Origin of the sequence: Bradyrhizobium sp. AZCC 2176, from assembly GCF_036924645.1 — a bacterium.
Lineage (GTDB): Bacteria > Pseudomonadota > Alphaproteobacteria > Rhizobiales > Xanthobacteraceae > Bradyrhizobium.
The window spans coordinates 3453518-3475320 of the sequence record NZ_JAZHRX010000001.1; the positions used below are offsets into that span (position 1 = coordinate 3453518).

At 63.3% G+C, this 21803-nt stretch carries 18 protein-coding genes, 1 tRNA gene and 2 pseudogenes; 11 read left to right on the forward strand and 10 right to left on the reverse strand.

Annotated features, from left to right (window positions below; all coding sequences use genetic code 11):
• Positions 1 to 49: 49 nt before the first annotated feature.
• The 3 genes and pseudogenes from V1288_RS16035 to V1288_RS16045 form a co-directional block, all read right to left on the reverse strand.
• Positions 50 to 658 (reverse strand): annotated as a pseudogene (locus tag V1288_RS16035) (NADPH:quinone reductase); the annotation flags it as partial.
• Complete coding sequence (locus V1288_RS16040) at positions 583 to 1365, reverse strand: SDR family oxidoreductase (protein WP_334357954.1); 783 nt, start codon at positions 1363 to 1365, stop codon at positions 583 to 585. The gene V1288_RS16040 and the pseudogene V1288_RS16035, both read right to left, overlap by 76 nt.
• A gap of 227 nt (positions 1366 to 1592) precedes the next feature.
• Positions 1593 to 3201: pseudogene (locus V1288_RS16045) on the reverse strand (GMC family oxidoreductase).
• A 326-nt stretch (positions 3202 to 3527) separates the two neighbouring features.
• Between V1288_RS16045 and V1288_RS16050 the strand changes: the two are divergent.
• Positions 3528 to 3604: transfer RNA gene (locus V1288_RS16050), tRNA-Met, on the forward strand.
• 100 nt (positions 3605 to 3704) lie between these two features.
• Here V1288_RS16050 and V1288_RS16055 read toward each other — a convergent pair.
• Complete coding sequence (locus V1288_RS16055) at positions 3705 to 4676, reverse strand: LysR family transcriptional regulator (protein ID WP_334357955.1); 972 nt, start codon at positions 4674 to 4676, stop codon at positions 3705 to 3707.
• 152 nt (positions 4677 to 4828) lie between these two features.
• On the opposite strand from V1288_RS16055, the gene V1288_RS16060 reads away from it, so the two are divergent.
• From V1288_RS16060 to cbbX, 7 genes are all read left to right on the forward strand, one after another.
• Positions 4829 to 5866, forward strand: coding sequence for a class 1 fructose-bisphosphatase (locus V1288_RS16060; protein ID WP_334357956.1), 1038 nt, complete (start codon positions 4829 to 4831; stop codon positions 5864 to 5866).
• A gap of 12 nt (positions 5867 to 5878) precedes the next feature.
• Entirely contained in the window at positions 5879 to 6754 is an 876-nt protein-coding gene (locus V1288_RS16065; RefSeq protein WP_334357957.1) for a phosphoribulokinase, read from the forward strand.
• Positions 6751 to 8811, forward strand: coding sequence for a transketolase (gene tkt, locus V1288_RS16070; protein WP_334357958.1), 2061 nt, complete (start codon positions 6751 to 6753; stop codon positions 8809 to 8811). Before V1288_RS16065 ends, tkt begins: the two co-directional genes overlap by 4 nt.
• Positions 8812 to 8824: 13 nt before the next feature.
• Positions 8825 to 9910 carry a class II fructose-bisphosphate aldolase gene (gene fba, locus V1288_RS16075; protein ID WP_334357959.1) on the forward strand — a complete coding sequence of 362 codons (1086 nt, stop codon included), beginning with the start codon at positions 8825 to 8827 and terminating at the stop codon, positions 9908 to 9910.
• Between the two features lie 55 nt (positions 9911 to 9965).
• On the forward strand, positions 9966 to 11426 hold the full coding sequence (locus tag V1288_RS16080; RefSeq protein WP_334361321.1) for a form I ribulose bisphosphate carboxylase large subunit: 1461 nt from the start codon (positions 9966 to 9968) through the stop codon (positions 11424 to 11426).
• A 14-nt stretch (positions 11427 to 11440) separates the two neighbouring features.
• Positions 11441 to 11860 (forward strand): ribulose bisphosphate carboxylase small subunit, encoded by a 420-nt coding sequence (locus tag V1288_RS16085; RefSeq protein WP_334357960.1) that lies wholly within the window; start codon positions 11441 to 11443, stop codon positions 11858 to 11860.
• A 153-nt stretch (positions 11861 to 12013) separates the two neighbouring features.
• Positions 12014 to 12895: a CbbX protein gene (gene cbbX / locus V1288_RS16090; protein ID WP_334357961.1), complete on the forward strand. Its 882-nt coding sequence runs from the start codon at positions 12014 to 12016 to the stop codon at positions 12893 to 12895.
• A gap of 117 nt (positions 12896 to 13012) precedes the next feature.
• On the opposite strand, the gene V1288_RS16095 is transcribed toward cbbX, so the two are convergent.
• Positions 13013 to 13747, reverse strand: coding sequence for an SGNH/GDSL hydrolase family protein (locus V1288_RS16095; RefSeq protein WP_334357962.1), 735 nt, complete (start codon positions 13745 to 13747; stop codon positions 13013 to 13015).
• Between the two features lie 185 nt (positions 13748 to 13932).
• On the opposite strand from V1288_RS16095, the gene V1288_RS16100 reads away from it, so the two are divergent.
• Positions 13933 to 14133, forward strand: coding sequence for a hypothetical protein (locus V1288_RS16100; RefSeq protein ID WP_334357963.1), 201 nt, complete (start codon positions 13933 to 13935; stop codon positions 14131 to 14133).
• A 379-nt stretch (positions 14134 to 14512) separates the two neighbouring features.
• On the forward strand, positions 14513 to 15334 hold the full coding sequence (locus V1288_RS16105; RefSeq protein ID WP_334357964.1) for a class I SAM-dependent methyltransferase: 822 nt from the start codon (positions 14513 to 14515) through the stop codon (positions 15332 to 15334).
• Positions 15335 to 15353: 19 nt separating this feature from the next.
• Here V1288_RS16105 and V1288_RS16110 read toward each other — a convergent pair whose 3' ends face one another.
• The 4 genes from V1288_RS16110 to V1288_RS16125 are packed head-to-tail and all read right to left on the reverse strand — an operon-like array spanning position 15354 to position 19021.
• Positions 15354 to 15767 carry a hypothetical protein gene (locus V1288_RS16110; protein ID WP_334357965.1) on the reverse strand — a complete coding sequence of 138 codons (414 nt, stop codon included), beginning with the start codon at positions 15765 to 15767 and terminating at the stop codon, positions 15354 to 15356.
• Positions 15764 to 16942 (reverse strand): glycosyltransferase family 4 protein, encoded by a 1179-nt coding sequence (locus tag V1288_RS16115; RefSeq protein WP_334357966.1) that lies wholly within the window; start codon positions 16940 to 16942, stop codon positions 15764 to 15766. Before V1288_RS16115 ends, V1288_RS16110 begins: the two co-directional genes overlap by 4 nt.
• A gap of 10 nt (positions 16943 to 16952) precedes the next feature.
• Positions 16953 to 18230 carry a glycosyltransferase gene (locus V1288_RS16120; RefSeq protein WP_334357967.1) on the reverse strand — a complete coding sequence of 426 codons (1278 nt, stop codon included), beginning with the start codon at positions 18228 to 18230 and terminating at the stop codon, positions 16953 to 16955.
• Positions 18227 to 19021 (reverse strand): WecB/TagA/CpsF family glycosyltransferase, encoded by a 795-nt coding sequence (locus tag V1288_RS16125; RefSeq protein WP_334357968.1) that lies wholly within the window; start codon positions 19019 to 19021, stop codon positions 18227 to 18229. The genes V1288_RS16120 and V1288_RS16125 overlap by 4 nt, the downstream gene beginning before the upstream one ends.
• A gap of 207 nt (positions 19022 to 19228) precedes the next feature.
• Between V1288_RS16125 and V1288_RS16130 the strand changes: the two genes are divergently transcribed.
• Positions 19229 to 20329, forward strand: a complete 1101-nt coding sequence (locus tag V1288_RS16130) for an endo-1,4-beta-xylanase (protein ID WP_334357969.1) — start codon at positions 19229 to 19231, stop codon at positions 20327 to 20329.
• Between the two features lie 33 nt (positions 20330 to 20362).
• Here the strand turns inward: V1288_RS16130 and V1288_RS16135 are convergent, their stop codons facing one another.
• Entirely contained in the window at positions 20363 to 21802 is a 1440-nt protein-coding gene (locus V1288_RS16135; protein WP_334357970.1) for a lipopolysaccharide biosynthesis protein, read from the reverse strand.
• Between the last annotated feature and the right edge of the window lies 1 nt (position 21803).

Here is a 21803-nt window from a genome sequence, read left to right on the forward strand (position 1 = left end):
TGATGACGAGGTCGGCGCCGGCGAGCCGCGCCTGTTCGGCCTTGGCCGCCGAACTGACGGTCGCGATCACCTGCGCGCCGCCCCATTTGGCGAGCTGCACGGCGTAATGACCAACGGCGCCGGCGCCGCCGGTGACCAGCACCGTCTGTCCCACGATAGGCCCGTCGCAGAACAGGCAGGTCCACGCCGTCATGCCGGGGATGCCGAGGGTGGCGCCTTCCGCAAACGACAGATTGTCGGGCAGCGGCGTCACCAGATGTTCAGCGAGCGCAATATATTCGGCCGCCGTGCCGAACGCGCGGCCGTTGCGCTGGCCGTTGAACAGCCAGACGCGCTGGCCAACCTTGAGCCGCGTAACGCCGTCGCCGACCTGGTCGATGATTCCGGCGCCGTCGCTGTTCGGAACGACGCGCGGATATTCCATCGGCCGGTAGCCGCCGCCGCGGCGACCGACATCGGCGGGATTGACGCCGGACGCCTCCAGCCGCACCCGGACTTCGCCCGGACCGGCCACCGGCGTGGGCACCTCGCCATAGGTCAACACCTCGGGCGCGGGGCCCGTTCGTTCGTACCAGACCGCCTTCACAGCGTGCCCGGAAATGCGCCGCCGTCGAGCAGGATGTTCTGCCCGGTGATGTAGCCGGCCTTGGCGCCGCACAGGAACGCACAGGCATAGCCGAACTCATCGGGCTCGCCGAACCGTCCGGCCGGATTTTGCTTGGCGCGCTCGGCGAACACCTGGTCCGCCGTGATGCCGCGCTTCTCGGCTTCCGCTTTGCCCACACCGCGCAGGCGGTCGGTGTCGAACGGTCCCGGCAGCAGCGCATTGATGGTGACGTTGCTGATCACGGTCTTGCGCGACAGCCCGGCGACGAAGCCGGTGAGGCCGGCGCGGGCGCCGTTGGAAAGGCCGAGAATATCGATCGGCGCCTTCACCGCGGCGGAGGTGATGTTGACGATGCGGCCGAACTTCCGCGCCATCATGCCATCCACCGTCGCCTTGATCAGTTCGATCGGGGTGAGCATGTTGGCGTCGATCGCCTTGATCCAGTCGTCGCGGGTCCAGTTGCGGAAATCGCCAGGCGGCGGGCCGCCGGCATTGTTGATCAGGATATCCGGATCGGGGCAGGCTTTCAGCGCGGCCTCGCGCCCGGCCGGCGTGGTAATGTCGCCGGCGACTTCCGTGACGGTGATGCCGGGATGGGCTTTGCGGATTTCGTCGGCGGTCTTTTTCAGCGCCTCCGCGCCGCGTGCGGTCAGCGTGACATGCACGCCTTCATTGGCCAGCGCCATGGCGCAGGCGCGGCCCAGACCCTTGCTTGATGCGCAGACGATGGCGCGGCGGCCTTTGATCCCAAGATCCACTGTTTCTCTCCCGTTGATGTCAGGTGATTGGTTGAAGTCTGATGAAGCCACTGTAGCCAAGTCGCGCGCGCCTGATAAGTCGCCGAGGCCTGCCGATAATGCATATTGCGATCCCGGAAATCGGTGTATTCCCGCGTGTCATTGCCGGGCTTGGGCAATACATCGCTACACAAGGGTCAAGCCCGCGCATGACGAGTTGTTGTGACGCGCATGCTCGCGCTACCCGATCAATTCCCCCGCATCTCCGCTCTTATCATGTCGGCGGCCTTCTCGCCGATCATGATGGTCGGCGCATTGGTGTTGCCGCCGATCAGCGTCGGCATGATCGAGGCGTCGACCACGCGCAATCCCTCGACGCCGTACACTTTCAGCTTCGGATCGACCACGGCCATGGGATCGTTGATGCCCATCCTGGCGGTGCCGACCGGGTGATAGACGGTGTCGACGCGGGCGCGCAGGAGGCTGCGGATGTCATCGTCGGTATGCACGCCTTCGGTGAACATCTCTTTCTTTTGCAACGCGCGCAGCGCTGGCGTCTCCATCAGCCGCCGCGTGGTCTTGAACCCCGCAACCATGGTTTCCAGATCATCTGCCTCGCCGAAGAAGTTCGGATCGATCACCGGGCGCGGCAAGCGGATCGGTGCTGCCGAGGGAAACGCTGCCGCGGCTCTTCGGCCGCAGCAGGCAGACGTGGCAGGTGAAGCCGGTGCCGCGATGGCGCTTGCGGCCGTGGTCGTCGGCCAGCGCCATGCCGAAATGGAGCTGGATATCGGGGATGTCGAGCTCGGGCCGGGTTTTCAGGAAGCCGCCGCATTCGGCAAAATTGGACGTCATCGGTCCGGTGCGTTCGCGGCGATACTGGCGGATGGCCCGCAATAGCCGTGGCAGGGCTTTAAGCGAAATGCCGTTGAAATTGGGATTGTCGGACATGTAGCCGAACACGAAGTCCGGGTGATCCTGCAGGTTCTGTCCGACACCAGGCAGATGATGCACGGTGGCGATGCCGTGCCTGCCGAGCGCCGTGCTGTCGCCGACACCCGACAGCATCAGTAGATGCGGGGTCTGGAATGCGCCGGCAGAGACGATCACCTCGCGCCGGGCGCGGATCTGCTTCAACTCCTTGCCCTGGCGGTATTCGACGCCGACCGCGCGCTTGCCTTCGAACAGGATGCGGGTGGCATGGGCATGGGTCTCGACGCGCAGATGGGTGCGATTTCCCATATGGGGATGGATATAGGCGCGGGCGGCGCTGCAGCGTTCGCCATTCTTCTGCGTCAGTTGATAGATGCCGAGGCCCTCGTGCTCGTCGGCGTTGAAATCCTCGCGCAGGCGGAACTGCGCTTCCTGCGCGGCCTGCAGGAAGATCTGCTGCACCGGATTGCCGGTGCGCGACTTGTTGACGGCGAGCGGCCCGCCCTTGCCGTGATATTCGCCGTCGAAATCGGCATTGTCCTCGGCGCGCTTGAAGTAGGGCAGCACGTCGGCGAACGACCAGCCGGCATTGCCGAGCGAGGCCCATTGGTCGTAGTCGGCGCGATGGCCACGGATATAGACCATCGCGTTGATGGCGGAAGAGCCGCCGAGGCCCTTGCCGCGCGGCTGATAGCCGATGCGGCCGTTGAGGCCCTTCTGCGGCACGGTGTTGAAGGCCCAGTTGTTGACGTTGCCGGCGACCATCAGCACCAGTGCGAACGGCGTCGTGACCACCCAATTGTCGTTCCGGCCGCCGGCGTCCAGTACCGCCACCGATGTGTTCGGATCCTCCGACAGCCGTCCCGCCACCGTGCAGCCGCCGGAGCCGCCGCCCACCACCACGAAGTCGAATGTATCCGTCACGCGCATCCCCCCGCTTTTTTGTTCTGACAGGCCCGCATGGGCCGCGCTTTGGGGCCAAAACTCCGCTTTTGCGGCGTTTATGGCAAGGGCGGTTCCAAGAGGAGGTTTGGCCCACTCAAACCCCCGTTTTTGCTGTCATAAAATCCTCAAAAGCGGAGCCTTTCCCCTTTCCAAAGCGGGGCGACATTGATACATACCCCTCGCGCCCGACGGCTTCGGCCCGGGTCGCCTTCTCAGGAAGCCTCGGGACGGGATCGATCGGCGCCACTTGGCGTTCGCCGGCATCGTTTCGGCACCGGCTTTTCGAAGGCAGCGCAACGGTTTAACGCGGGGTGGAGCAGCCCGGTAGCTCGTCAGGCTCATAACCTGAAGGTCATAGGTTCAAATCCTATCCCCGCAACCAAATAACGTGCTGATCACTCAGCGTTATTCGAAAAGCCGCCCTTTCAGGGGCGGCTTTTTGCTTTGCGCCTGGCCGATCATTCTGACGACGCGGCGGACTGCTACCTGCGCCCGGCGGGGACAGACGACCGGGTGAGACGCAGGCGGCCTGAGGTGCGCGGGAGAAACTGCTTGCCCTTGGTGCTGAGGAAATCGAGCATCGCCTGCGCCGGCGGCAGCAGAACCTTGTCCTTGCGGGAGAGCGCGAACCATTGCCGGATCACGGGAAGGCCAACGACGTCGAGGGTGGTCAACCGTCGTTCGTCGAGTTCGGTCGCGACCGTATGCGCGGAAATGAATGCGATGCCGAGGCTGGCAATCACGGCCTGCTTGATGGTCTCGTTGCTGCTCATCGCGAAGCCGATCTTGGGACGAATGCCGGCGGATTCGAGCAGTTGCTCCATCAGTCCGCGCGTTCCGGACCCCGGCTCTCGCGTCAGGAAGGTTTCGCCCGCGAGCTCGCTCAGCGCGATGCGGGATTTTCGCGCCAGACGATGCGCGGTCGGCGCGATGATCACGTGGGGATGGTCGCCGATCAGGTGAACGTTCATGTCGATGTCCGCGGGCGGGCGGCCCATGATTGCAAAGTCGAGATCATAGCCGCGTAACGCCGTGCCGATCTCCTGCCGGTTTCCGATCGAGAGCGTGATGTCGATGTTCGGGTACAGCTTGGAAAACCCTGAAATCATGAAGGGTACGAAATATTTCGCGGTGCTGACGGCGCCGATCGATATCCGGCCTGCGGTTTTCCCCGCCATCATTTCCAGGGTGGTTTCGCAATCCGTGATCGCGGCTTCGATCCGGTCGGCCAGCGCCAGCACTTCGCGACCGGCATCGGTCAGCAGCATGCCGTCGCCGGTGCGCTGAATCAGCGGCAGCCCGGCCAGTGATTGCAGGTTGCGAAGCTGCAGCGTGACCGCGGGTTGGGTGAGATGGAGCTGTTTGGCGGCAGCGGTGACCGATCGGCTTTTCTGAACCGTGGCCAGCGCGCGCAACTGGCGGATCGTCAATTCCCGCAGCAGCCGGCCTGCCATCTGCTCATCGCCCTATATAAGAAAAAGTTTGCCCATACCAAAGATAACAAAATTTTACTAATTCGGCAAATTGCGTTTCCCTTAAGTCGCGGATTGCCAGACCGGCGAGACGCCTGGGAGAGCGCCCCGCCAGCGGGCGCAGGGAGACGTTCATGGACGAGCGCGTGACGCTGCGTTCGCATCTCGATCGGTCCACGTCGCAGACGCCGCATGGCGCTGCGCTTGGAGACGTGATCAAGGCCATTGCCGCCGCCGCCATCGAGCTTGCCGCGCTGATCGCGGACGGGCCGCTCGCGGGCATTACCGGACGGGACGGTGCCATCAATCCTGACGGCGACCAGCAAAAGGATATCGATGTCGCCGCCGACGCCGTGATACGGCGCGCCTTGCGCGATACCGCGGTGGCGGCTGTCCTTTCCGAGGAAGCGGTGCTGCCTGAAACCCTGCGTCCCACGGCGCCATTCTGCGTTGCGATCGATCCGCTCGACGGATCGGCCAATCTCGAAAACAATATCTCCGTCGGCACCATCTTCTCGGTTCGTCCCAGGGGCAACGACGTTCTTTCCACCTTCTTCGAGCCGGGCACGGCGCAGTGCGCCGCGGGATTCATCGTTTACGGTCCGCAAACGACGCTTGTTCTCGCCATCAATTCGCGCGTCGATATCTTCATTCTCGACCGGCGCGCGCGGGAATTCCTGTTGATCCGAGAGGGCGCGCTGATCGCGCGCAATACGCCGGAGTTCGCCATCAACGCCTCCAACCGGCGCCACTGGCACGGTCCCGTGCGCGCCTACATCGACGAATGCCTTGCCGGCACCAACGGCGGCGGCGAGGCCGATTTCAACATGCGCTGGATCGGTTCGCTGGTTGCGGAGTCGCTTCGCATCCTGGTGCGCGGCGGCGTGTTCCTTTATCCGGCCGATGCCCGCCCGAGCTATCGCGAGGGGAGGCTTCGCCTGCTGTACGAGGCCCATCCGATGGCGCTGGTCATGGAATGGGCGGGCGGCGCGGCGTCGACCGGGCGCCGGCGAATTCTGGAAGTGGCCGCCAGAACGCTGCACCAGCGGGTGCCGCTGATCATGGGTTCTGTGCTTGGCGTGCGCGACGTCGCGGCCATCCACGAGAGGACCGAGCCGATGTTCGACAATAGCGACGCACCGCTGTTTGCGCGGCGCGGCCTGTTCCGCTGACGGAGAATCGTGATGTCGCGGGCTCATCCCATCATATCGATCACGGGTTCGTCGGGCGCCGGCACGACGTCGGTGAAGAAGACGTTCGAACAGATCTTCCGCCGCGAAAAGGTGGTTGCGGCCTACATCGAAGGCGATGCCTTCCACCGCTACAATCGCGTCGAGATGCGCAGCAAAATGCTGGAGGAGGCCGAGCTCGGCAATAAGCATTTCAGCCATTTCAGCCCCGAAACCAACCTGTTCGAGGAACTCGAAAGGGTATTTCGCGACTACGGCGAATCCGGCACCGGAACGACGCGTCACTACGTCCACGACGACGAAGAGGCAAAACTGTACGGCGCCAAGCCAGGTACCTTCACCGAATGGGAGCAATTGCCGGCGGGGTCCGACCTGCTGTTTTACGAGGGACTGCACGGCGCCGTCGTGACCGACAAGGTCAACGTCGCACAGCATGCCGATCTCAAGATCGGCGTCGTGCCGGTGATCAACCTGGAATGGATCCAGAAGCTGCACCGCGACCGCAGCGCCCGCGGCTATACCGCGGAGGCGGTGACCGACACCATCCTGCGGCGAATGCCCGACTACGTGAACTACATCTGTCCGCAGTTCGCCGAGACCGACATCAATTTTCAGCGCGTGCCGACCGTCGATACGTCGAACCCGTTCATCGCGCGGTGGATTCCGACGCCGGATGAATCGATGGTGGTGATCCGCCTCAGGAATCCGCGCGGCATCGATTTTCCGTACCTGCTGTCGATGATTCCGCACAGCTTCATGTCGCGCGCCAATTCGATCGTGATCCACGGCGCGAAGCTCGACCTGGCGATGCAGCTCATCCTCACCCCACTGATCCTGCAACTGATGGAACGCAAGAGGCGCACGATATGAACGCTCCCGTCTTGTCCCGCATCGCCAGCCGTCCCGATGTTTCGCACGCGGAGATGGCCAACGCCATCCGCTTCCTCGCAATCGACGCCGTCGAGAAGGCGAAGTCCGGCCATCCGGGCATGCCGATGGGCATGGCCGACGTCGCTACCGTCCTGTTCTCGCGCTTCCTCAAATTCGATCCCTCCGACCCCGCATGGCCGGACCGCGACCGCTTCGTGCTGTCGGCCGGCCACGGCTCGATGCTGCTGTATGCGCTGCTGCACCTGACGGGCTACGAAGGCATGACGCTGGACGAGCTCAGGGCCTTCCGGCAGTGGGGATCGAAGACGCCGGGGCATCCGGAATACGGCCATACGGCGGGCGTCGAGACGACCACCGGACCGCTCGGGCAGGGCATCGCGACCGCTGTCGGCATGGCGCTCGCCGAGCGGCTGATGAACGCACGCTTCGGCGACGACTTCGTCGATCATTACACCTACGTGATTGCCGGAGACGGCTGCCTGATGGAGGGCCTCAGCCACGAGGCGATCTCGCTGGCCGGCCATCTGCAGCTCAATCGGCTGATCGTGCTGTTCGACGACAACAGCATCTCGATCGACGGGGCGACGTCGCTGTCGTGCTCGGACGACCAGCTCGCACGGTTCAGGGCGTCCGGATGGTCGGCCTGCCGGATTGATGGCCACGATCCCGAAGCGATTGCCGCCGCCATCGAGCGGGCCCGGGAAAATGACCGGCCATCGCTGATCGCCTGCCGTACGCTGATCGGCTTCGGGGCGCCGAACCGTCAGGGCAGCGAAAAGGCCCACGGCGCGCCGCTCGGCGCAGATGAGATCACCAAGACCCGCGATGCGCTGAACTGGCCGCATCCGCCGTTCCAGATTCCGGAATCCATCCTTGATCAATGGCGCAAGGCCGGCGCCCGCGGGCACGCCGCCCGCCGAAGCTGGATCGAGCGAACAAGGTGCTTCGATGCTGCAACGCGCTCACCGTTCCACGATGCCCTTAATCGCAATCTGCCGTGCGGCTACCTCGACGCGATGGCGCGCTTGCGCGATCGCTTCACCGCCGAACGGCCGAACATCGCCACCCGGCAGGCGTCGCAGCTTGTGATCGATGGAATCGCAGAGGCGTTGCCGAATTTGCTCGGCGGCTCTGCCGACCTGACCCACTCCAATCTGACGCGCGCCAAAACGCATCAGCCGGTGCAATCCGACTGTTTCGACGGCAGCTATGTTCACTATGGCGTCCGCGAGCACGCCATGGCCGCGGCAATGAACGGCATTGCGCTGCATGGCGGCTTCATTCCCTATGGCGGCACGTTCTTGAGCTTCGCCGACTACAGCCGTCCGGCGATCCGGCTGGCGGCGCTGATGAACGTTCGCGTCATCCATGTGATGACGCACGATTCCATCGGCCTCGGCGAGGATGGACCGACCCATCAGCCGGTCGAGCATCTGGCGTCACTTCGCGCTATCCCCAACCTGCTGGTGTTCCGGCCTGGCGACGCCGTCGAGACGGCGGAAGCCTGGGATTGCGCGCTGCGGGCGCAAAATAATCCGTCGGTGCTGTGCCTGTCGCGGCAGGCGCTTCCGACGTTTCGCGAGGCCGTAAGCGACGTCAATCAGGTCGCGTTCGGCGCTTACGTCGTGGTTGAGCCGGAAGATCGCCGCGACGTGACGCTGATCGCAGCGGGCTCGGAAGTATCGATCGCACGACACGCAGCGGAACTGCTGGGCAGCGTGAACATCCGCGCCGCCGTTGTTTCGGCGCCGTGCTTCGAGCTGTTCCGTCAGCAATCGCGCGAATACCGGACCGCGGTGCTTGGACGCGTGCCGCGTATCGGTGTCGAAGCCGCGGTCGAGGGCGAGTGGGCGCGCTGGCTCGGCGACGACGGCGAGTTCGTCGGCATGACCGGCTTTGGCGCCTCCGCACCGGCCGAAACACTCTATCGCGAATTCGGCATCACCGCGGACGCAGTGGCGAAGGCGGCGCTGCGTTGCATCGCCCGCGCAAGGCTGGCGGCGAGCTGCCCACGACGGTCTGCACACGAGCAATGAGACGGAGGTTCCCATGGCAAGAATTACGCTGAGGCAATTGCTGGATCATGCCGCTGAGCGCGGCTATGGCGTCCCGGCGTTCAACATCAACAACATGGAGCAGGGCCTTGCGATCATGGAGGCGGCTTCTACCGTCGATGCGCCCGTCATCATCCAGGCCTCGCGGGGCGCGCGCTCCTACGCCAACGATATCATGCTGGCGAAGATGATCGGTGCGCTGGAAGAGATGTATCCGCAGATTCCGCTCTGCCTGCACCAGGATCACGGCAACGAGGAATCGACCTGCGCCACCGCGCTACAGCACGGCTTCACGTCAGTGATGATGGACGGCTCGCTGAAGGCCGATGCCAAGACCCCGGCGAGCTACGAATACAATGTCGACATCACCCGCCGCGTGGTCGACATGGCGCACTGGATCGGCGCCTCGGTCGAGGGCGAGCTCGGCGTGCTCGGTTCGCTGGAGCATGGCGGCGGCGAGCAGGAGGACGGCCATGGCGTCGAAGGCGAGGTCAGCCACGATCAACTGCTGACCGATCCCGATCAGGCGGTCGACTTCGTTCGCGCCACCAGGGTCGATGCGCTGGCGATTGCGATGGGCACCTCGCACGGCGCCTACAAATTCTCGCGCAAGCCCGATGGCGATATCCTCGCCATGCGGGTAGTCGAGGAAATCCACCGGCGGCTGCCGAATACGCATCTGGTGATGCACGGTTCATCCTCGGTGCCGCAGCCGCTGCAGGACATGTTCAACCAGTTCGGCGGCGAGATGCCGCAGACCTGGGGCGTGCCGGTCGAGGAGATCGTCCGTGGCATCAAACACGGCGTCCGCAAGGTAAATATCGACACCGACTGCCGGCTGGCGATGGCGGCAGCGTTCCGCAAGGTGGCGACGCAAAACAAGAGCGAATTCGATCCGCGCAAATTCCTGAAACCGGCGATGGATGGCTTGCGCGATCTCTGCCGGGAGCGCTTCGAGCAATTCGGCACCGCGGGCCACGCCTCCCAGATCAAGGTCGTTCCGTTGGCCGAGATGGCAAAGCGCTACCGCTCGGGCGCGCTCGATCCACGCATGGGAGGAATGGCCGATGCCGCCGAATGAATTGATGACGCGTTCGATCCCGATCCATGGCCGCACACCCGACGAGGAGACCAGTATGAACATGCACTCGATGACCGTTCGCGGCAAGGATCGCTATAAATCAGGCGTCCTCGAATACAAGAAGATGGGTTATTGGGAGCCCGATTATACGCCCAAGGACACCGACATCATCGCGCTGTTTCGGGTGACGCCGCAGGACGGCGTCGATCCGGTCGAGGCGTCGGCGGCGGTGGCAGGCGAATCCTCGACCGCGACCTGGACCGTGGTGTGGACCGACCGGCTGACGGCCGCGGAGAAATACCGCGCCAAATGTTATCGCGTCGATCCCGTGCCGAACTCGCCGGGGCAGTATTTTGCCTACATCGCCTACGACCTCGATTTGTTCGAACCCGGATCGATCGCCAATCTGTCGGCCTCGATCATCGGCAACGTGTTTGGTTTCAAGCCGCTGAAGGCGTTGCGGCTCGAGGACATGCGGTTGCCCGTGGCCTATGTAAAGACGTTCCAGGGGCCGGCGACCGGCATCGTGGTCGAGCGCGAGCGCATGGACAAGTTCGGCCGGCCGCTGCTCGGCGCCACCGTCAAGCCGAAGCTTGGCCTGTCCGGCCGCAACTACGGACGTGTGGTCTATGAGGCCCTGAAGGGCGGGCTCGACTTTACCAAGGATGACGAGAACATCAACTCGCAGCCGTTCATGCATTGGCGCGAGCGGTTCCTCTATTGCATGGAAGCCGTCAACAAGGCGCAGGCTGCGTCCGGCGAGATCAAGGGCACCTATCTCAACGTCACCGCCGGAACCATGGAGGACATGTACGAGCGCGCCGAATTCGCCAAGGAACTCGGTTCGGTCATCATCATGATCGACCTCGTGATCGGCTACACCGCGATCCAGTCGATGGCGAAATGGGCCCGGCGTAACGACATGATCCTGCATCTGCACAGGGCCGGGCACTCGACCTACACGCGGCAGCGCAACCACGGCGTCTCGTTCCGGGTGATCGCGAAATGGATGCGGCTCGCGGGCGTCGATCACATCCATGCCGGCACCGTGGTCGGCAAGCTCGAAGGCGACCCGGCGACCACGCGCGGCTACTACGACATTTGCCGCGAGGACTACAATCCGATGCGGCTGGAGCACGGCGTGTTCTTCGACCAGCACTGGGCCAGCCTCAACCGGCTGATGCCGGTGGCGTCCGGCGGCATTCACGCCGGACAGATGCATCAATTGCTCGATCATCTCGGCGAAGACGTGATCCTGCAGTTCGGCGGCGGCACCATCGGCCATCCCATGGGCATCCAGGCCGGCGCGACCGCCAACCGCGTGGCGCTGGAAGCGATGATCCTCGCGCGCAACGAGGGCCGCGACTACCTGCACGAGGGCCCCGAGATTCTGGCCAAGGCGGCCGAGACCTGCACGCCGCTGAAATCGGCGCTCGAGGTCTGGAAGAACGTCACCTTCAACTATGAATCGACCGACATGCCGGACTACGTCCCCACGCCCTCTGTCGCGATGTAAGGAGCTTTCAGATCATGCGCATTACCCAAGGCTGCTTCTCGTTCCTGCCTGATCTTACCGACGAGCAGATTTCCCGCCAGGTCCAGTACTGTTTGGAGCAGGGGTGGGCGGTGAACATCGAATTCACCGACGATCCGCATCCCCGCAACAGTTTCTGGGAAATGTGGGGCCTGCCGATGTTCGATCTCCGCGACGCCGCCGGCGTCATGATGGAGCTCGATCAATGCCGCAAAGTATATGGCGACCGTTACATCCGCCTGTCGGCATTCGATTCCAGTCACGGCTGGGAATCGGTGCGGCTGTCCTTCATCGTCAACCGGCCGAAGGATGAACCCGGCTTCCGCCTCGAGCGGCACGAAGTGGCCGGCCGCAACATCCGCTATACGACCAAATCATACGCCACCGACTGTCCGGAGGGGCGGCGCTACGGTTAGGCAACAGGTTCGGTCCGGCAGACACGTTCTCCCTGATCGTGCCTGCGTCTGCCGGATGCACTGCTCCGTCGCTGCGGAAGCGGCGACGGAGTTTTTTTCGAAGATGCGCGTACAGCACGTTGAGGGTAGCAGATGGACGTGGATACCGCCCCGATGACGGATACGGTCAGCCTCCGCGACGAGCTTGAAGCCGTCGGCATCGAAGAGATTCTCTCCCAGCTCGATGGCGAGCTGATCGGGCTGAAGCCGGTCAAGACCCGCATTCGCGAGATTGCGTCGCTGTTGTTGATCGAACGGATCCGCAAGCGCATGAGCCTGACGACGGAGGTGCCGACATTGCACATGTCGTTCACCGGTAACCCCGGCACCGGCAAGACCACGGTGGCGCTGCGGATCGCGAGCATTCTCCACAGGCTTGGCTTCGTGCGCCGCGGCCATGTCGTCTCCGTCACTCGCGATGAGCTGGTGGGACAATATATCGGCCACACCGCTCCCAAGACCAAGGAGGTGCTGAAGAAGGCGATGGGCGGCGTCCTGTTCATCGATGAGGCCTATTACCTGTATCGGCCGGACAATGAACGCGACTACGGCCAGGAGGCGATCGAGATCCTGCTGCAGGTGATGGAATCGCAGCGGGAGGATCTGGTGGTAATCCTCGCCGGCTACGGCGACCGCATGGACAAGTTCTTTGCCTCAAATCCCGGCTTTCGTTCCCGCATCGCCCATCACATCGATTTTCCGGATTATTCCGGCTATGAGTTGCTCGCCATCGCCGAGTTGATGCTGCACGAGATGAACTACAAGTTCAGCGCCGATGCACGAGAGGCGTTCATCCGCTACATCGCGCTGCGCAAGATCCAGCCGCTGTTCTCCAATGCGCGCTCGATCCGAAACGCGATCGACCGCATGCGGTTGCGCCAAGCCAATCGTCTTGTCGCCGATCCCGACCGCGTGCTGACGGCCGACGATATCATGTCGCTGGAGGCGGCGGATGTGCTGGCCAGCCGGGTATTCTCGAACGAGCTCCCGCGGTAAGATCGAGGGAATTTTCCGGACTCCGGAGTCCTCAAAGGCTTTCGCGCCGCTGTCAGGCCGCATGGCAGACATTCAACGGGTTCGATTTGAGCGGCCGCGATGTATGCGTGACGCGCCCTAGCCGATGTTCGCGGCTGCCGATGACCGTGCCTTATCGACGCCGCCGACGATCGCGAGCCTCGCCGCCCACGCCACACGCTGCGTGACCCAGTCGCTGTCATGCAGCCTGTCGTCATCCATCGGGTCGACCATCCGGTCGAACGAGATCTGCTCTACCTGATACAGGTCCTTCATGAATGCGAAGCGGCGAAACACATTGACGCCGGCGTCCCGCGCCAGTTCGCTGATCGCCTCGACCATTGCGATCGCTTTGTCTTTCTTGGCCGGCGTCAGCACAGCCGGCAAATATTGGAGATCCATCAGGACGACGTCGGCCTGCGTTTCGTTGCGCAGCTTGACTAAACCATCGCGGATGGCCCTGGTGGTTTCGTTGAAGGAGGGAGGTGGAGGATTGTGGTCTGGTCTTTGCCAGACTGCATTTGTTCCGACCTGCCAGATCACCAGATCGGGCATCTGGGCGATGACGTCGGTATCGAACCGCTGAAGCTCGATCGGCGCTTCCTGGCCGCCGATTCCCTTGTTGACCATGGTAATCTTGGCGGTCGGATATTCGGCCTGAAGAAGCGACAGCAGCCGTTCCGGATAGGCCTTGATATTGTTGTGGCCCGCCGTCGTCGACGAGCCGATCGCGACGATCTTGGCTTTTCCTCCGGTGAGGCTGTGCGCAAAGTGGGGCAGGCCGTGCTCGAATGGAATTGGCACAACCGGGATCTGTGAGGGATCGCTGTCCATGAGTCACCAGGTTGTTGCAGCCGACACAACTAAGGTGGAAGAAAGAATAGCGCGCCACGGCGAGATCGCCTAGCCAGCGGACGCGCGGATCACCGCGCCGCTGCGATGAGACCTTGTTGCGGGCCTGTCTTTGCTAAGTCTCATCAGTCCGAATGGCGCATGGCCACGTGATACTGGCGGCGGCAATGTCCGCATCCAAGTATGACCAGACCGGTCAACTCGTGCAGGAGACGGTGACACAAGAGAGCGGATTCTATCTTCAATCCAACTACGCGCCGGACGGCGCCCTGACCTCCCAGACGACCGGGCATGCCGATGGCAGCCGCGGGTTACGCCGGTTGAGGCATGTCACCCAGCCGGCGGCGCCGGGCCGGAATGCATTTTGAGAAATCCTAAAATTTTGTCCGAAACAGCAGGGCGGGTTCGTGCGTTGCTTTCCGCAAGTCCTCACGGTGGCGTCTGGCTGCGGCTTCCTGCGACATCCACATTGCAACTATCCGAATTGTTCCCCAGCCCCGCATTGTTGCGCTGCGATCGCATTCGAAATAGCATCGACTGCGAACCAGATGCGGGCAGGGCAGAAGAAATGACATATGAGGTCCTTCTTTGCAGCTTTCTGCCGTCGATCATTCGGTAGCGAATACGGAACCAGCGCACTGGAAAACGCGTCTTCGCTGTCCCCGCTGTTCGTCGGCGTTGCGGAACCCGTGGTCACAGCCGTTCTGTTCCAATCGCGCCTGTGACTACAGCAAGGCCGGGTTTCCCATGGTCGGTGCGCAACCGGTGCTGATCGATTTTGCGGCCAGCATTTTTGAGCGCCGAATGTACGATGCCGAGAACGGCTCGGCGCTGCAGCGGGACGTCAGCCGCCGTTCCATCGGATCGCGGCTGCATCGTCTGACTTTTGGAGGCAACCCGGTTGCGGTCTCCAACAGCACGAGATTCATCGATCTGCTGAAGCAGGAGTCGCGGCGGCCGGTCGTGCTCGTGATCGGCGGCGGGACGATCGGCTCGGGCGCAGACGAACTCTACCGGGATGAATCCATCGAACTCGTCGGCACCGACGTCTATGCCTCGCCGCATACGGTACTGGTGGCCGACGCCCACCGGCTGCCGTTTGAAGATGGCGTCTTCGATGGCGTTTGGGTGCAGGCGGTGCTGGAACACGTGCTGGAACCCGCAACCGTCGTTGCTGAACTGCATCGGGTGCTGCGGCTGGAAGGCCTGGTCTATGCGGAGACGCCGTTCATGCAGCAGGTGCACGAGCGGGCCTATGACTTCTCGCGCTTCACGCAGAGCGGTCACCGCTGGCTGTTCAGGCGATTCTCCGAAATCAGCGCCGGGCCGGTCGGCGGCGCCGGCGTGGCGCTGACCTGGTCGATCCGCTATTTCTCGCGCGCGCTCGGCGCGGGCAACAAGCTGTCCCGCCTGATCGTGCTGCCGTTCTTCTGGATCAGGTATCTCGATGCGTTCGGCCGCGGCCGGGCTGCAGCGGACGCCGCCAGCGGCTTCTTCTTTCTCGGGCGCAGGGCCGAGCAGGCGATGGATCCGCACGCCATGCCGGAATACTACGATCGGCAAAAGTGAGGTTCGGCGCGCGCGGGCCTTACGAAAGGCCCTTGATCTTCTTGCACGGTGTCGACGAAGTCGACGACATCCGCGCGACGTCGGTGACGGAGCGGATGGAAAGCTTTTCCTTGGCCGTGATGAACCGCAGCACGCCGTGCGGATGAGCATCGCAGAACTGCGCAAGCGTGGCGGCGGTTGCGGAAACGCTGTCCTGCTTCGGGACCACGGCGATGCCGCCATCCCTCAGTATGTACGCGTCCTTCACATTGGGCATGGCCGACGTCGCGACGCAAGTCTTGAACAGGTCATTGTAGGCCTGCGGCGTCAGGGTCAGGTCCCCGCCCGGAGTGCCCAGCAAATACTCGCGGCTCTTGCGGCAGTTCTCGTTATCCGCCCGCGCCGCACCGGTCGCGAGCGCCAGCAGCATTGCGGTCGCGACCACTGGCTTCATGCCGTTACTCCGAGGGTGCGGTCCGCGAATGCCCGCTTGCCGGAATAGGTCAGGCCGTAGGTTGTGGCCGCGCAGCGTTCCCATGAAAGGGCGCGGGCATGGGCGGAGGCGCCCGCCGAAAGAATGGCACGCAGGCCGCGATCAGCAGCCAGCTCTGCGATCGCCTCCGATATGCTTTCCACCGACGGCGGCACGAGAATTCCGGTCTCGTCGGCGAGCACGGCGTCCGGCACCCCGCCGACCGCGGTCGCCACGCTTGGCAGGCCGCCGGCCCCGGCCTCGAGATAGACCAGTCCAAATCCCTCCACCCGGCCGGTCGTGTCAGGCAGCCCCGTCAGGCAGAAGAAATCCGAAGCCGCATAGAGATCGCGGATTGCCTCGTTCGGCTGGGGGCCGAGGAAGCGAATGTCGCATTCTGCCTGACCGGCGGCCTGCCGCAGTTCGCCGACATAATCGGCTTCGCCGTCCGGTCCGATCACGAGCCATGTGATGCGGTTGCGCAGATCGTCGGGAAGTCGCGACAGGGCAGCAAGGGTCAGATGATGTCCCTTGCGGCGCGTGATTCGCGCCACCGTGACCATCACCAGCCGGTCCTCCGGCAAACGATGAGCCAGGCGGACTTCGCGGCGTGTCCTTTGCGCACCGAACCAGAATTCCGATACGCCGAGATTGATCGCGCTGATTCTGCGCGGGTCGACGGCAAATCGCTCACGGAACAGCGTCTCGGTAAAGCGGCTGTTGGCGACGACCTCCGTCCGCGGCCCGAACACACCGGCGCTGCGGATCGCCATGCGCTTCAGCGGCGTCTGCGTTTCGTTGATCTCGGTGCCATGCACCGTCATCAATACCCGCGCCGGCGTTCGCCACCTCGAAAGCGCAAGCGGAATGAAGAACGGCCAGTCGGCGGCATGGACAACATCGTATCGATCGCTGCGGACGCCGCGGCGCGCCAGCATGATCTTGCGCGGCAGGTCGCGCATGGAGTGGAGGCCGCCGCGAAACCGAACGACATCGAAGGGCAGGGACCCGTCGTCGTGGGTCTGCCGCGCATAATCGGGCGCCACCACGGTGACCTTTGCGCCGAGCCGGCAGGCCGCCGCCGCGATTTCGCGGGCGTAAGTCCCAATGCCGCCCATCGCGGGAGCGAACTCGCTGGTCAACAGAAGGATGTTCAACCCGGCGCCCTCAATAGGTCGGCGCCGCGGCGGCAAGGCCGCGCGCATCCTGAATTTCCTGATGATAGCGGAATACCCGGGCAAGCTGGGTACCCGGGGTGAACGCCCTGATGGATTCGGCGATGTGCACCGGATTCATCGCACCCGCCTCGATGGCCGTCCTGATATCGATGAATCGCTGGGCGAGCGCCTCAGCCATGTCGTCGCGGCTGCCGCTGCGCGCCACCAGATAGCCGCTGGCGCCGGCGTGGATCACGGGCTCAAGTTGCGGCAGGTGCATGGCAACCACGGGCCGGCCCACCGCCAAAGTTTCCAGTACGCAACGCGGCATGCCCTCGAATTCCGATGTCAGGATGCCGGCATGCGCGCTTGCCAAGGTTTCCGCCATTCCCGCGGCATCCTTAAAGCCGTGGCGCACGGTGATGTCTTCAATGGCTGCAAATTCCTCGAACCGGTGCGGGTCGCTGGTGCCGATGTAGTGAAACCTGACATCGCCGTTCAATCGCTGCCGCACGCGATCGATGGTGCGAAACATCAGCGGCGGATCCTTGAACTCATCGAGCCGGCCCGCGAACACGATCTGGAACGGCGAGGAGTTGAGCGGCCAGAGTTGCGGCTTGAAGATATCCGTGTTGACCCAGGTCCAGAGCGTGTCGATCTTGTCCTTGCGGCGCGGATAGGTCTGCTGCAGCCGTTCGGTGATGAATGGATTGACGCAGAGAAACTTCTCGCTCATGGCGACGGCAAATCGCTCGCCGGTGTTGTGGACGAAGGCGTACTTCCGCAGCAGCGAATCCATCTGCAGTTTCGGCGCGCCCTCGCCGTGAAGCATCTGCACGAAGGGCAGCCGCAGGATCGCCGGCAGCCACGAGAATTCCACCCGCCGCAGATCGACCGAGCATCGCCTGGCGCGGATCAGCCTTGCGATCGGGCCGAAGTGGCGGAGCAGCGCCATGAAGAACTGCCCGGTCAGCGACGTGCGGATGCTGCGTGCCGCTTCGCGCGCCTGCTGATCCGAATAGTGCAGGATGGGCAGGAAGTCGAAGCCGCGGCCGCGGAACGTCATCCGGTGAAGCCGTCCGAGCTCCAGCTCGCCCGTCGAGTCGACGCCGATGAAGAGGATGTCGGTGTCAACGGGGTGAAATGTAATGAAGTCGCGGATGTAGGTTTCAAGGCCGCCGACCTTTTCGCCGCGCGGATCGAATGGATGGATCAGGCAGATCTGGTAACGCGGTTTGATCCGGTTGGCATTCCGCGCGCGCAGCGCAAGGGTCAATGTTGAAGTCATGCGGCTTTCCTCATGCGTGCCTGGACGATTTGCGGAATGGTTCGCGCAACAAGACGCGGGACCACACTCATGCATCTGACATAGCGAGGACCGAGTCGGCGCGGCTCGCGCAGCATGCGCCACGCCCATTCGAGTCCGGTCCTGCGCGCGAAGGAAGGTGCACGGCTCTGCGTGCCGGCAATGAAATCGAGAGCGGCGCCGATACATAACACGCCGGTTCCGTTCAACTCGTCGAGGCATCGCGCGGCGAACAGCTCCTGCCGCGGCGCGCCCAGCGCGACAAAGCAGAGTCTGGCGCCCGAGTCACGAATACGCTCGATCGCCGCATCGGCTTCGCTGGAATAGGGATCGAACCCCGGCCCCGGCGCCAGGCATCCCGCGATCTGCAATCCCTTGAATCGTTCCGACAAACGCTGCGCCGTCATGTTGAGCGTGAGATCGTTCGCGCCCAACAAGAAGACCGGAAATCCTTTCTTTCGCGCTTCCGCACAGACCGGTTCGACGAGATCGGCGCCGGTCGTCCGCTCGATTCGCGTACCCATCAGACGGCTCAGCACGACAATCGGGAACCCGTCGGCTGTGACAAATCGGGCACGACGATAGGCGGCGCGAAAGTTGGCGTGTTGCTGCAACTGGACAACGTGATCGAGATTGAGCGTGCAGACGCTGAAGTTGTCGCCATGTTGCGCGGCCGACACGATCGACGAGACCGCCGCGGGAAGCGACGGAACATTGATGGTGATGCCGTCGACAGTGAGGCTGGGCTGCAACGATGTCGGCGGTTCCGCCATGTCGATTCTCCTGAGGATGGTTTGATCGAGAGACGCATTCACGCTGGGACTATCGACATGCCGTCGCGTTGCGACGGGAACTGCGTGCCGAAAAATTTTCTCAACCGGTATCGTCACGAAATCGAACTAATGCGACGCAACGATGGCGACGTCGCGATGTGAACAGCGAGACATGGCGACGAATCATTCACGTGGTGGAGATCAGCTATGCAGCAGTGGTCGAGGCGAAATGCGATCGCTCTTATCGCAGGAGCAAGTGTTGCGACGTACGAAAAGCAAGTATTCGCCGCGCAGCCCACGCAGAGTCTCGGCGCGATCGCGGCTCGTAACGGAATCGTGTTCGGCGCAGCGGCAGGTCCAGTCATCGACAAGGATCATGCCTATCGCGAGCTCTATCAGACGCAGACGCGTATCGTTACGACGGACATTGCGATGAAGATGGGAACCATCGCACCGCAACCAGGGCCGAAGCGATTCGAGAGCGCGGACCGCTTGCTGCAATTCTGTGCAGGCAACAATATTCCGATGCGTGGCCACTGCCTGATCTGGAACGAATGGGTTCCGCAATGGATCAGGAGCATGAGCGGCGCCGAGCGCGAAAAGTTCTTCGATTCCTATATCGAGGAAGTGGCTGCCCGCTATGTCGGCAAGCTGCACTCATGGGACGTCGTCAACGAACCGTTCTGGCCCGGGCACAAGGCGCCCGGCGGTTACCGGCTCGGTCCATGGTACGACACGTTTGGCACGGGATATGTGCGCCGTGCCTTTGAGCGCGTGGCGATGGTCGACCGGAAGACCAAACTGGTCCTCAACGAGGCGCAGAGCGAGCGCGACGACGATGTCGGCCTTACGGTTCGCCGCGGCTTGCTGCAACTGGTCGACGAATTGAAGCATGCCGGCGTGCCGCTGCATGCCGTCGGGCTGCAAAGTCACCTGCAGCCGCGTTATCCGCACGACCCCGGACGTTTTGCAGAATTCCTTCACGCGCTCGCCGAACGTGGCGTCGATATCTATCTGACCGAGTTCGACGTGCGCGACGATACGTTTCCGGATGACGTGGCGGCCCGTGATGCCATGATCGCCGAGACGGCTGAGAAGTACTTGAACAACGTGCTACGCGTTCCCGCGGTCAAGGTGGTGATTGCCTGGGAACTTGCCGACAACTACTCGTTCTATACCGATGCGGCGAAGAAGAAGGATCCCCTCGCGCAGCGGCTGCCTCGTCCGCTACCGTTCGATTCGTCGATGCAGAAGAAGCCGCTCTGGTTCGCGATGGCGCGTGCGTTCGAGAATACCCGGAAGTCATAGCCGCCGATTGGCTGCCGATTGTAGTGAATGCGCTCATGCCCCCAAATGTTGGGGGCGTGGGCGGAGTATCCGCACCAGCGTCGGTGCGTAGAGTAGCGCGAGCGCTCCGAAATAGACGGCGGCGCCTGCCGCGACATGCGCCGCCAACACGGCAATGGTGCGCGCTTCCGGGAAGATCCGCAGCAACGCTGCCATTGCAATCGTGGCCAACGCGATGCGTACGAGATGGCCGACCGGAAGGCGCAGGCCAAACCTGGTAAACCCGATCGAGAAACTGACGCTGGCCGCGGCCAGCGCCGCGAGCACGGTTGCGCCGGCAACGCCGGTGAGGCCCCAACGCGGCAGGAACAGGGCACTCAGCACCACGGTCGTCAACGCGTCGATCGCCGCAATGGCCATCATCCAGCGCGTGCGGTTTTGCAGGAGAAACACCTGATCGCCGAAATGGGCGCGAAGGTTGCGGATCGCGCCGGCGAGCGTCGAGAGTGGCAGGATGGCGAGCGTCACCGCCTGGAACGGCGCTGCAATCAAGAGGTGCACGATCTCGGTTCTCAGCATGAATATGCCGGCGAGGCTCGGCGCCAGGATGGCGACAAGGAGCGCGCTGTTGGCGGCAAGCTGGCGCATGCCGGCCTGGCTGCCCTCCTGTTCCATGCTCTTGACCGCAAGCGGGAACGCGGCGGCCGTCACCAGCATGGCGGCGACTGCTGCGGCGCGTTGGCCGAGGCCGTAACCCACCGCGAACAGTCCGGCTGCGGCCACGCCCGACATCTGGTTGACGATGAAGCGCGACGCATTGAGACCGACCCAGCCGAGCGCACCGCCGACGATCAGCGGAATGCCGTAGCGCAGCGCGTGCGTGACGATCTCGCGGTCGATTGGCCAAAGCCGGTAGCCGTTGCGGAGGGCGGGCAGCACGATCAACGCTGCGGTCAGTTGTGCCGCGGTGTATCCCGCAAGCGGCCACTCCGCCGATTGGCCGAACAATCTGATCAACACCAGGCCGGCGACAAAACCGACCGACGGCCCGAATACCTGCTGGATCGTGTAGACCCGGATCTGCTGCTGTGCGCGGGCACGCTCGCCGATATAGAGGTTGAGGGATCGGGTTATCACGTAGGCGACCGCGGCAAGGAGAAGGTCCGTTCTGGCCTCGGGCGCGATGACCAGTAGCAGGATTGCGATGACGGCCGCGCTCTGCAACGCAATGGACACCAGCAACACCGCGTTTTCGGTGCGATAGAAGCGAGGCGCGTCGTTGACGTCCTGGTAGCGTCCGAGGAACCGCAGCGCATATTGCGACCACCAGGCGAGAAAGCCGATCTGCAGCAATTCGTGCGTGGCTGTGATCAATGTGATGACGCCGAGCGTATGCTCATCGACGACATGCGTCCAAACGATCATCGCCAGAAGCTGGAACAGCGGTCCGACGAATTGCGCGGGCAGATAGAGCAGGGTGTGTTTTAACAGCATG

Coding starts and splice junctions, on each gene's coding strand:
- V1288_RS16055 (WP_334357955.1), bottom strand. CDS start 4,676: ATGGCAGGCCGGCTGCTGCGGGAATTGACGATCCGCCAGTTGCGCGCG.
- V1288_RS16060 (WP_334357956.1), top strand. CDS start 4,829: ATGGACGAGCGCGTGACGCTGCGTTCGCATCTCGATCGGTCCACGTCG.
- V1288_RS16065 (WP_334357957.1), top strand. CDS start 5,879: ATGTCGCGGGCTCATCCCATCATATCGATCACGGGTTCGTCGGGCGCC.
- tkt (WP_334357958.1), top strand. CDS start 6,751: ATGAACGCTCCCGTCTTGTCCCGCATCGCCAGCCGTCCCGATGTTTCG.
- fba (WP_334357959.1), top strand. CDS start 8,825: ATGGCAAGAATTACGCTGAGGCAATTGCTGGATCATGCCGCTGAGCGC.
- V1288_RS16080 (WP_334361321.1), top strand. CDS start 9,966: ATGAACATGCACTCGATGACCGTTCGCGGCAAGGATCGCTATAAATCA.
- V1288_RS16085 (WP_334357960.1), top strand. CDS start 11,441: ATGCGCATTACCCAAGGCTGCTTCTCGTTCCTGCCTGATCTTACCGAC.
- cbbX (WP_334357961.1), top strand. CDS start 12,014: ATGACGGATACGGTCAGCCTCCGCGACGAGCTTGAAGCCGTCGGCATC.
- V1288_RS16095 (WP_334357962.1), bottom strand. CDS start 13,747: ATGGACAGCGATCCCTCACAGATCCCGGTTGTGCCAATTCCATTCGAG.
- V1288_RS16100 (WP_334357963.1), top strand. CDS start 13,933: ATGTCCGCATCCAAGTATGACCAGACCGGTCAACTCGTGCAGGAGACG.
- V1288_RS16105 (WP_334357964.1), top strand. CDS start 14,513: ATGGTCGGTGCGCAACCGGTGCTGATCGATTTTGCGGCCAGCATTTTT.
- V1288_RS16110 (WP_334357965.1), bottom strand. CDS start 15,767: ATGAAGCCAGTGGTCGCGACCGCAATGCTGCTGGCGCTCGCGACCGGT.
- V1288_RS16120 (WP_334357967.1), bottom strand. CDS start 18,230: ATGACTTCAACATTGACCCTTGCGCTGCGCGCGCGGAATGCCAACCGG.
- V1288_RS16125 (WP_334357968.1), bottom strand. CDS start 19,021: ATGGCGGAACCGCCGACATCGTTGCAGCCCAGCCTCACTGTCGACGGC.
- V1288_RS16130 (WP_334357969.1), top strand. CDS start 19,229: ATGCAGCAGTGGTCGAGGCGAAATGCGATCGCTCTTATCGCAGGAGCA.
- V1288_RS16135 (WP_334357970.1), bottom strand. CDS start 21,802: ATGCTGTTAAAACACACCCTGCTCTATCTGCCCGCGCAATTCGTCGGA.